Raw genomic sequence first — 8,030 nt, 5'->3', positions numbered from 1 at the left:
TTGATAGCCGGTCCCGAGAGACCTCCAAATATGTTGGCCAGTACCGGACGGCGAGAATTAATATCAATAGCCATCCCCAAAAGGGTGTTGATCATGGAAAGGACATCCGCACCCGCCGCGACACATGCTTCAGCAATAGCCACCGGATCCGTCACATTGGGCGATAACTTGGCAATAACCGGAAGAGAGGTATTGGCCCTGACTGCAGCAACCACCTCGGCTGCCAGGACCGGATCTACACCGAAAGCCATACCTCCCTTTTTCACGTTGGGACAGGAAATGTTAACTTCCAGAGCGGCTATTGTTTTTACCCGGTCTAAACGCCGCGCAATTTCAGCATACTCATCCACCGTGTTTCCCGCAATATTGACGATGATAGCCGTGTCAAAGTTTTCTAACCGAGGGAGGATGCAATTAATTACTTCTTCTACCCCCGGGTTCTGCAGGCCTATGGCGTTGAGCATTCCGGCCGGTGTTTCCACTACGCGGGGAGGGGGATTACCTTCTCTCGGTTCCAGGGTGGTTCCCTTAACTATCACGCCTCCCAAGGCATTCAAGTCGACATAAGTGGCATACTCTAACCCGTAGCCAAATGTTCCGGAAGCAGTAAGTACCGGGTTCTTGAGCTTCAAACCACCCAACTGTACCGCCAACTTCACCTTACTCATCGTCCCATAACACCTCCTCGCTGTCGAACACCGGTCCTTCCCGGCATATTCGGGCATAATTTTTGCCGTTTCTCCGGGTACGACAAACACAACTGAGGCAGGCTCCTACCCCGCATGCCATAGCCCTATCCAGAGAAACCTGGCAGGGAACATCCTTCCCCCGGCAGGCAACAGCCACTTTTTTCAGCATCGGCCAGGGTCCGCATGCATAAACCAGCGAAACAGCAATCCTTTCCAACACCTTTTCCAGCAGATCGGTTACGTAGCCACGATGTCCTTGACTACCATCATCAGTAGCTACCTGCACCTCAGCCCCTAAAGCCTCGAATTCCTGCCGGCAAAGCACTTGTTCACCGGTAGCTGCTCCTAAAAGAACGGTTAGCGAATAACCCCTCTCTTTCAAAGTCCGGGCCAAAAATAACAACGGGGCAACACCAATTCCCCCTCCTACCAGCACTGTCTTGGCCGGTTTTTCGGGTAGATAAAATCCTTTTCCCAGGGGACCCATAATATCCAATTGTTCGCCTTCCTTGATCTGGGACAGCAATTGGGTACCTTTTCCCCTAATCTGATACAGAAAACTAACCGTACCTGCTTCGGCATCGATATCATGAAAACTAAAAGGTCTTCGCAGTAGAGGGTCAAAGGTAGAACTGCAGCGAATTAGAGCAAACTGGCCAGGTTTCGCCTGCCGGGCTAGAGATTCTGCTGCAATTCTTACCCGGTAAAAGCCTTCCACTAATTTTTCGTGGGAAATTACTTTACCGGTTAGCAACTGAGACAATACCGGCACTCCTTTCTACCCCTATATATTCCTGCAGAGACTTGATCTCCAACTTTTCTCCTTTAGAGATCGAACGGAGAACTTGAAGTAAAATCCGGGTAGTGTCCAGGGAGGTAAGGCACGGAACACCGTGCTCCACTGCCGCCCGCCGGATCTTAAAGCCATCTCGTTCCGGCATTTTCCCTTTGGTTAAAGTATTGATAACGAAATGGATTTTGTCGGATCGTATCAAGTCAATGATGTGCGGTGATCCCTCCCGGATTTTATTGACCTGTTCTACTTCCAGACCGGCCTCCCGGATTTTTCGGGCTGTTCCGGCTGTAGCACAGAGACGGTAGCCAAGCTCAGCAAATCCACGGAGTAGTGGAAGCGCTTCTTCTTTATCCTTATCGGCAATAGTAGCCAAAATAGTACCCTGGAGTGGAATATCACAGCCCGCCGCCACCAGGCCTTTGTACAAAGCCCGGGACAAAGTCCGGTCTAATCCAATAACTTCACCGGTAGACTTCATTTCCGGACCCAGGGACGTATCAACCTGGTGCAATTTGGCAAAAGAAAACACGGGAACTTTTACCGCCACGTAATCCGGCGGTTCCACCAACCCCGTTCCGTATCCTTGCTGGGCTAACGACTGACCTAAAATAATGCGAGTGGCTATCTTTACCATAGGAATACCGGTAATCTTGCTCAAGTATGGGACTGTCCGGCTGGAGCGGGGATTAACTTCCAAAACATAAACTTTATTCTGGTGAACCACATATTGAATATTTAAAAGCCCCTTGATCTTCAATGCCCGGGCTAACCGGGTAGTGTACTCAACAATTTGACCGATAACTTCCGGTTTGAGGGAAAAAGTCGGATATACGGCAATGCTGTCCCCTGAATGTACCCCAGCTCGCTCAATATGTTCCATAATGCCGGGGATCAATACATCGTAGCCATCGGAGATGGCATCTACTTCAACTTCGGTCCCTACTATATATTTATCTATGAGAACGGGATGCCGTGGCGAAACCTTGACAGCTGAAATCATATAAGACAACAATTCTTCTTCGTTATATACGATTTCCATGGCCCGTCCGCCCAACACGTAGGAGGGACGTACCAAGACGGGAAAGCCAATTTCTTCTGCAATTTGCCTGGCTTCCTCCACGGAGGTGGCCGTCTTGCCGGCCGGCCTTGGAATATTCAATTGGTTTAGAAGTTGGTCGAATTTATCTCTATCTTCGGCCCGGTCGATATCTTCAACCGTAGTACCTAAAATTCGGAAACCGGCCTTGGCCAACGGCTCGGCCAGATTAATAGCGGTCTGTCCGCCAAACTGGGCAATTACACCTTCCGGTTTTTCATGTTCCAGCACATTAATTACATCTTCCGGCACCAGCGGTTCAAAATAAAGGCGGTCGGAAGTATCAAAATCAGTGCTCACCGTTTCTGGATTGTTGTTAATGATGACCGATTCTACCCCGGCCTCTCGCAATGCCCAAACGGAATGAACGGAGCAGTAATCGAACTCTATCCCCTGCCCAATCCGGATGGGGCCGGACCCTAAAACTACTACTTTTCTTCCCTGACCCGCTTCGGCTTCGTTTTCATCCTCGTAGGTTGAATAGTAATAGGGGGTCAATGCTTCAAACTCCGCAGCGCAGGTGTCCACCATTTTATAGACAGGGGTAATGCCCTGTTCCTTTCGAAGGGCACGCACTTCCTCCTCCGTTACTCCCAGAAGCTGGGCTAGCTGCGCATCGGCAAAGCCCATTCTCTTTGCTTCCCTTAAGATTTCCCGTGGCACCTGACCCTTTACCTTACGCAATTCTTCCTCCATAGCAACGATCCGGGCAATTTTATGCAGGAAAAAGCGGTCGATCCGAGTAACGTCGTGAAGCCACTCCACTGTCTTCCCGCGCCGCAACGCCTCCGCTACTATAAAAAGTCTTTCATCGTCAGCCGTCCTTAATCTTTCTTCGAGTTCTTCCGTAGAGAGTTTTCTCCAAGCATCGGCAATTAATCCATCGAGACCTACTTCCAGCGAACGGACAGCCTTCAACAGGGCGCCTTCAAAAGTACGGTCAATAGCCATAACTTCTCCGGTAGCTTTCATCTGGGTACCTAAGGTCCGGTCGGCAGAAGCAAATTTGTCGAAAGGGAAACGGGGTATTTTTACTACTACATAGTCTAAAGCAGGTTCAAAGCAGGCATAGGTTTTACCAGTAACGGCATTTTTGATTTCATCCAGCGTTAAACCGATAGCAATCTTAGAGGCAACCTTAGCAATCGGATAGCCAGTTGCTTTAGATGCCAGAGCACTGGAACGGCTGACCCTAGGATTTACTTCTATCACATAATAACGGAAACTGTGGGGATCAAGGGCGAACTGGATGTTGCACCCTCCCTCAATTCCAAGCGCTCGTATAATCTTCAAAGCAGCTTTACGCAGCATGTGGTACTCCCGGTCGGAAAGGGTCTGGGAGGGAGCCACTACTATACTGTCACCAGTATGAATACCAACCGGGTCTATATTTTCCATATTGCAAACGGTAATGCAGTTATCTGCCGAATCCCGCATTACCTCGTACTCAATTTCTTTCCAACCGGCGACTGAATATTCTACCAGTATCTGGTGGATGAGACTGTGTTTCAATCCCCTTGCCGCTATAGCTTTGAGCTCTTCTTCGTTATGAGCTATTCCCCCGCCGGTACCGCCTAGAGTATAGGCCGGCCGTACTATTACCGGGTATCCAATCTCCGCCGCAAAATTCAAAGCTTCTTCCACCGAAGAAACAATTCTACTTTCCGGAATGGGTTCGCCGATTTCTTCCATCAACTGCTTAAACATTTCCCTGTCTTCAGCTTTCTGAATGGCGGAAAGAGGGGTGCCCAGCAACTCTACTCCTTCTTCTTCCAAAACTCCTTGCTCGGCCAGTTCCTTGGCCAAATTCAGCCCTACCTGTCCCCCCAAGGTAGGCAGAAGACCATCGGGTTTCTCCCGGCGAATGATTTGAGCCACATACTCAGCCTTCAAGGGTTCCATGTAAACACGGTCTGCAATATCAGTATCGGTCATAATAGTAGCCGGGTTGCTGTTGACCAGCACCACCTCAAGCCCTTCCTCCTTGAGAGCCCGGCAGGCCTGGGTACCGGAGTAATCAAACTCTGCAGCCTGACCAATAATGATAGGTCCGGAACCGATTACCATGACTTTTTTCAGCTTCTTATTTCGTGGCATGCCCATCCACCTCCAATCCATTCTGTCTGCCTTCCGCCATCAACTGCATAAACTGTTCAAATAGATACTCTGAATCTGTCGGGCCCGGAGCTGCTTCCGGATGGTACTGGACGGAAAACACCGGCAGCTTCTTGTGTCTCAGACCTTCCACCGTTCCATCGTTGAGGTTGATATGGGATACTTCGACAATGTCTGGATCTAAAGTGTCAGGATCTATAGCAAAACCGTGATTCTGGGAGGTAATATAGACCCTGCCTGTACGGAGGTCCTTCACCGGGTGGTTTCCGCCACGGTGACCAAAAGGCAATTTATAAGTGTCAGCCCCCAATGCTCGCCCCAGCAACTGATGTCCCAGGCAGATGCCGAAGATAGGTTTTCGACCTAAAAGATTGCGAATAGTTTCTACCCCATACGGCACATCCTTGGGATCTCCGGGGCCATTGGAAAGCATGATACCGTCAGGATTATAGGCAAGAATTTCTTCCGCCGTAGTCTGAGCAGGAACTACTATAACCGTGCAGCCCAGCTTTTGTAACCAGCGAATAATGTTTTGCTTAACACCAAAATCCATTAGGACAACTCGATATGATTGACCCTGAATGATATAAGGTTTTTTGGAAGTCACCAAAGGTACCAACTGCTGTCCCGATAGACCGGGGGCATTACGAGCTTCTTCCACCAGAAAATCAGGATCCTGTTCACCTGTAGCTATTATTCCCCTCATGGTCCCGTAGCTACGCAGTCGTCGGGTTAGAGCCCTGGTATCAATCCCTTCTAATCCTATAATCCCGTATCTGGCCAAAAACTCTTCAAGCTTTTCTCTGCTCCTCCAGTTACTAGGAATAGTACAGGCTTCCCGCACTACAAAACCCCAGACCTGGGGTCGTTGGGATTCAAAGTCTTCATCGTTGATTCCGTAATTCCCCACCAGCGGATAGGTCAAAGTTACTATCTGGCCGCAGTAAGAGGGATCGGTAAGAATTTCCTGGTATCCGGTCATTCCGGTATTGAATACTACTTCTCCATGACGTTTGCCAGTCGCACCGAAGGCTTTACCTTCAAAAACTGTTCCGTCTTCTAAAGCCAAGTATCCTTTCATAATTCTCCCCCTCCTGCTATTACCTTCCCTTGTTCCATAACTACCGTTCCCTCTACAATAGTGACCACCGGCCAACCTTTGAGTTTCCACCCGTGGAAGGGAGAATTTCTGCCTTTGGAGTAGAAGCAGTTAACATCTACCCTCTTTTCCTTTTGAGGATCGATAATGGTTATGTCGGCAGGACTGCCCGTTTTCAAGCTTCCTCCCGGTAAACCTAAAATTCGTGCCGGAACCGAACTAAGCTTGGCAACTGCCTGCAACCAGTCCAGTTTGCCCGCCAGAATAAGCTTACTTACCACTAGCGGAACTGCCGTTTCCAGTCCCACCATACCGAAGGGAGCATAATCATATTCGCAATCTTTCTCTTCCCGGGTATGCGGAGCATGGTCGGTAGCTATCACATCTATAGTTCCATCCTGCAGTCCTTCAATAATTGCTTCCACATCGGCAGCCGTACGCAAGGGCGGGTTAACTTTAGTTGCAGTATCGTAACCCTGTACCGCCTCGTCGGTAAGAGTGAAATGGTGCGGAGTAGCTTCCGCCGTTACCCGGACACCGCGAGACTTGGCTTCTCGGATCAGCCTTACCGAACCGGCAGTGCTCACATGGGCAATATGCAGCCGGGCCCCCGTTAATTCGGCCAGGATAAGGTCCCGGGCAACCATTATTTCCTCTGCCGCTGCCGGTATCCCGTGTAATCCCAGGCAAGCTGAAACCCATCCTTCATTCATAACTCCCGCCCCTCTGAGGTTTAAATCCTCACAATGGGATATTACCGGCAGATTGAACATACGGGCATATTCCATAGCCCTCCGCATCAGACCGGCATTAGCAACCGGCCTGCCATCATCGGAAAGAGCTACTGCTCCTGCCTCTGCCAAATCGGCTATTTCCGTAAGCTCTTCTCCCAGAGAACCCCTGGTTATACTACCTATAGGGTAAACCTTGACCACACCCGTTTCTCGGGCCCGGATCTTAATGTATTCAACAGTAGACCTGTTGTCCGCTACCGGATTGGTATTGGGCATACAGGCTACGGCGGTAAACCCACCGGCAGCAGCAGCCCTGGTACCACTGGCAATAGTTTCCTTGGCCTCAAACCCCGGCTCTCGCAGGTGCACATGCATATCTATTAACCCGGGCGTTACGATACAACCGGAGGCATCCACTACCCGATCATCCTGTGCCTCTAGGTTCCGGCCTATCTCGGTAATCTTCCCCTTTACCACGCGAATATCCAACTGCTGGTCTATTTTTTGAACAGGGTCAATTACCCTGCCCCCCTTAATTAACAGCTTCACTGGTAGTTCCTCCTCCCATGAGCAGATAGAGCAAGGCCATGCGAACTGCCACTCCGTTGGTCACCTGCTCCTGAATGACCGATTGAGTTCCTTCAGCAACATCAGGGGTAATCTCAATACCTTGATTAACCGGTCCCGGGTGCATGACCAGGGCATCAGGTTTCGCCTTCTGCAGTCTCCTGGCATTTATACCGTAGAGGCGGGCATACTCACGCCAGGTGGGAAAGCGTCCTTCCTTCAGCCTTTCTCTCTGTATCCGCAGGGCCATTACTACATCAACGCCCTCCAGAGCCTCCTCCACCTGATAAAAGACCTTAACTCCCATTTTTTCCACTTCCGGAGGCATCAGGGTCACCGGCCCGGCCAACCGGACCTCAGCCCCCATTTTAGTAAGCCCCCATATATTGGAGCGAGCTACCCGGCTATGATAAATGTCGCCTACGATAGCAACCTTTAGACCCTTCAGCCGGCCCTTCTTTTCTCGAATGGTGAACATATCTAGAAGGGCCTGGGTAGGATGTTCGTGAAATCCGTCTCCGGCGTTAATGACGTGGCAATCAACTGTTTGGGCCAGCAGTTTGGGTGCCCCCGCGGCACTATGCCGGATAACGATAACATCCGCTCCCATAGCTTCAATAGTCCGTGCTGTATCCTTTAAAGATTCCCCTTTGACTACACTGCTGGTAGACACCGAAATATTAACCGAGTCGGCACTTAAATATTTGGCGGCCAGCTCGAAGGACATTCTGGTCCGGGTGCTGGGCTCATAAAATAAATTGACCACGGACCGTCCCCGCAAGGTAGGAACCTTCTTGATTTCTCGCCGCATAATGTCTTTCATGGGAACGGCAGTATCAAGTATGAGTTCAATTTCTTCGGCCGTCAGATCCCGTAGACCCAACAAATCTTTTCGTTGCCATCCAGCTATTTGCTTCCTTTCCAGATGCATCCC

Annotated in this window: 6 protein-coding genes; all 6 read right to left on the bottom strand. The window is 50.1% G+C overall.

Annotated elements, in window-relative coordinates; all coding sequences use genetic code 11:
• A partial coding sequence (locus KKC1_RS07995) for a dihydroorotate dehydrogenase (protein ID WP_088553943.1) occupies positions 1–668 on the bottom strand: 668 nt, incomplete at its 3' end.
• The gene (locus tag KKC1_RS07990) at positions 661–1,452 is read right to left on the bottom strand and encodes a dihydroorotate dehydrogenase electron transfer subunit (RefSeq protein ID WP_192868140.1); all 792 of its coding nucleotides are present in this window, start codon (positions 1,450–1,452) and stop codon (positions 661–663) included. The genes KKC1_RS07990 and KKC1_RS07995, both read right to left, overlap by 8 nt.
• The gene (carB, locus tag KKC1_RS07985; RefSeq protein ID WP_088553941.1) at positions 1,430–4,678 is read right to left on the bottom strand and encodes a carbamoyl-phosphate synthase large subunit; all 3,249 of its coding nucleotides are present in this window, start codon (positions 4,676–4,678) and stop codon (positions 1,430–1,432) included. The genes KKC1_RS07990 and carB overlap by 23 nt, the downstream gene beginning before the upstream one ends.
• On the bottom strand, positions 4,665–5,777 hold the full coding sequence (gene carA, locus KKC1_RS07980) for a glutamine-hydrolyzing carbamoyl-phosphate synthase small subunit (RefSeq protein WP_088553940.1): 1,113 nt from the start codon (positions 5,775–5,777) through the stop codon (positions 4,665–4,667). The genes carB and carA overlap by 14 nt, the downstream gene beginning before the upstream one ends.
• Complete coding sequence (locus KKC1_RS07975) at positions 5,774–7,078, bottom strand: dihydroorotase (protein ID WP_088553939.1); 1,305 nt, start codon at positions 7,076–7,078, stop codon at positions 5,774–5,776. Before KKC1_RS07975 ends, carA begins: the two co-directional genes overlap by 4 nt.
• A complete protein-coding gene (locus tag KKC1_RS07970; RefSeq protein WP_088553938.1) occupies positions 7,062–8,027 on the bottom strand; it encodes an aspartate carbamoyltransferase catalytic subunit in 966 nt (321 codons plus the stop codon). Before KKC1_RS07970 ends, KKC1_RS07975 begins: the two co-directional genes overlap by 17 nt.
• Between the last annotated feature and the right edge of the window lie 3 nt (positions 8,028–8,030).

This window comes from Calderihabitans maritimus, assembly GCF_002207765.1.
GTDB lineage: Bacteria > Bacillota > KKC1 > Calderihabitantales > Calderihabitantaceae > Calderihabitans > Calderihabitans maritimus.
The sequence above is the reverse complement of the archived record's forward strand: the minus strand, read 5'-3'. Positions and strand labels throughout refer to the sequence as shown.

What these genes read in the sequence shown, in the direction of transcription:
- carB (WP_088553941.1), bottom strand. Translation starts at nt 4,678, where the DNA reads ATGCCACGAAATAAGAAGCTGAAAAAAGTCATGGTAATCGGTTCCGGA.
- carA (WP_088553940.1), bottom strand. Translation starts at nt 5,777, where the DNA reads ATGAAAGGATACTTGGCTTTAGAAGACGGAACAGTTTTTGAAGGTAAA.
- KKC1_RS07970 (WP_088553938.1), bottom strand. Translation starts at nt 8,027, where the DNA reads ATGCATCTGGAAAGGAAGCAAATAGCTGGATGGCAACGAAAAGATTTG.